Annotated in this window: 2 protein-coding genes; both read left to right on the top strand. The window is 49.7% G+C overall.

Going from position 1 to position 2,158, the window contains the following annotated elements; translation table 11 throughout:
* The coding region (locus ACO6V1_RS23575) for an RAP domain-containing protein (protein ID WP_422468982.1) at positions 1-1,562 on the top strand (1,562 nt) is incomplete at its 5' end.
* 170 nt (positions 1,563-1,732) lie between these two features.
* On the top strand, positions 1,733-2,158 hold a 426-nt coding region (locus ACO6V1_RS23570), incomplete at its 3' end, for a hypothetical protein (RefSeq protein WP_422468979.1).

Genomic DNA, 2,158 nt, shown 5'->3' with positions numbered 1-2,158 from the left:
TGGCCGCGCTGTTGCCCCACGTGAACGCACAGAAAACTCACTTTAAACCACAGGAAGTCACCAACCTGGTGTGGGCCGTGGCGAAACTGCTGGACAACGGGCAGCTGCGTAAAGCAGAGCTCAAAGAGGCCGTGGCCGCCCTGTTGCCCCTCGTGCAAGCACAGAAAAACCAACTTAATGCCCAGGGCATTGCCAACCTGCTGTGGGCCATGGCGAAACTGGTGGACAACGGACAGGAGCAGACACCAGAGCTCTACGAGGCCGTGGCCGCACTATTGCCCCCCGTGAACGCACAAAAAGCTGACTTTAAACCACAGGGTATCGTCAGCCTGCTGTGGGGCATGGCAAAACTGGTGGACAACGGGCATGAGCAGACACCAGAGCTCAACGAGGCCTTGGCCGCGCTGCTACCCCACGTGAACGCACAGAAAGACCAATTTATTCCTCAACACATCGCCAACCTGCTGTGGGCCATGGCGAAACTGGTGGACAGCGGGCTGGAGCAGACACCAGGGCTCAACGAGGCCGTGGCTGCCCTGTTGCCCCTTGTGAACGCACAGAAAAACCAACTTAATGCCCAGGGCATTGCCAACCTGCTGTGGGCCATGGCGAAACTGGTGGACAACGGGCAGGAGAAGATACCAGGGCTCATGGAGGCCGCGGCCGCGCTGTTGCCCCACGTGAACGCACAGAAAGCTAACTTTACACCACAGGCAATCACCAACCTGCTATGGGCCGTGGCGAAACTGGTGGACAACGCGCAGCAGCGGACACCAGTGCTCAACGAGGCTGTGGTCGCGCTATTGCCTCTCGTGAACGCACAAAAAGCTAACTTTAAACCACAGGAAATCGCTAACCTGCTTTGGAGCATGGCGAAACTGGGTGAACTCGTTGAGCTGAACGTGGTTACCTCTACGTTCGAATCGCTTGTCTATAGAATCAGTGAGAACCCTCAGTTATCTCATCATGATATATCGATGTCTCTCTGGGCCGTAATGGTATGCTGTGCCAGGTTGGCTCTAGACTCCAATGCCCATCGAAATAACGTGCTTGAAAAGCACATGGATGACCTGTTCACTCGCCTGGAAAATACATCGCCAGATAATGAAGAGGATCAATCCATCATGATCATGGCTGCAAGCTGGCTTGGCAGAGCCTGTCCGTTCGTTCGCCATTACCAGACAAACATTTCAAAAACCCAAGCCGACTTTCGCGATCAACTCCAATCATCTATTCCATCTCTGAAGATCGAAGAAGAAAAGAGTCTGAACTCATTACCTCCGGTTGACCTGCTTCTGCCAGATCACAACATAGTGATTGAAATTCAGGGACCGTCTCATTACGTGGGTGGTGATTTCAATACCAGAAAAGGCTCGACTCTGCTTAAAATCGAACTGCTGCAAAAAGCAGGATTTGAGGTCATTGAAATCCCGGCTAACCAGCTTTTGAAGAAAGATTTAATGAAGCTATATATTGATCAAATAAAGATCAGGGTAGGCATCCTGCCACAGGGTCATGACTCTGTTTCACTTAAAAGAGGGTGGGCAGTGCTGCATATGTAACTGCCGAAGAACATTTACAAGAGCAAACCAGCCCAGCAAGGAAAAAGAAAACAAACAGCCAGTAATCGCCTTCCTCCCACCATGACTCAAGTAAACTTTTCTGCAAAATGAACTTCTGAGCAGAACAGCAGTCTGCTTTTCATATTTTCATGAATTAATGAAAGATAATTATGGATAGAAGTTCTGCTGGTATCAGTGGTCAATACACAAGATCAGATAACGGTTACAACCAACCGAATGGCCATGCCCCTTCTTCAAGGCGTGGGAGATACAGATATGCCACGGTCAGACAGCGGAATAGTTACCCCCGCTCTACTCCGGGATGTAATGAATTTCACCGTTCTTCTGGCACACGCCCTTCTCAATATTTAATACACCGTTCAGTCAACTCTGCTCAAGATTTTAATGCCCTCATCAAACAGGAAATAATGGATGATCTGGTGAGTAAATCGAATCGTTTCGGTCATCGCTATGATGGGAGAAATCACGGGCACTATGCCAGTTCAATTAAAAAATACACGTTAGCTGTTCAAAGACCGTTAAATCGAACAGAACAAAGCCAGCTGATGCGGTTGCTGCAAAATTTTACCGCAACC

It is taken from the genome of Endozoicomonas sp. ALC013, assembly GCF_049310205.1.
Classification (GTDB): Bacteria; Pseudomonadota; Gammaproteobacteria; order Pseudomonadales; family Endozoicomonadaceae; genus Endozoicomonas.
The sequence above is the reverse complement of the archived record's forward strand: the minus strand, read 5'-3'. Positions and strand labels throughout refer to the sequence as shown.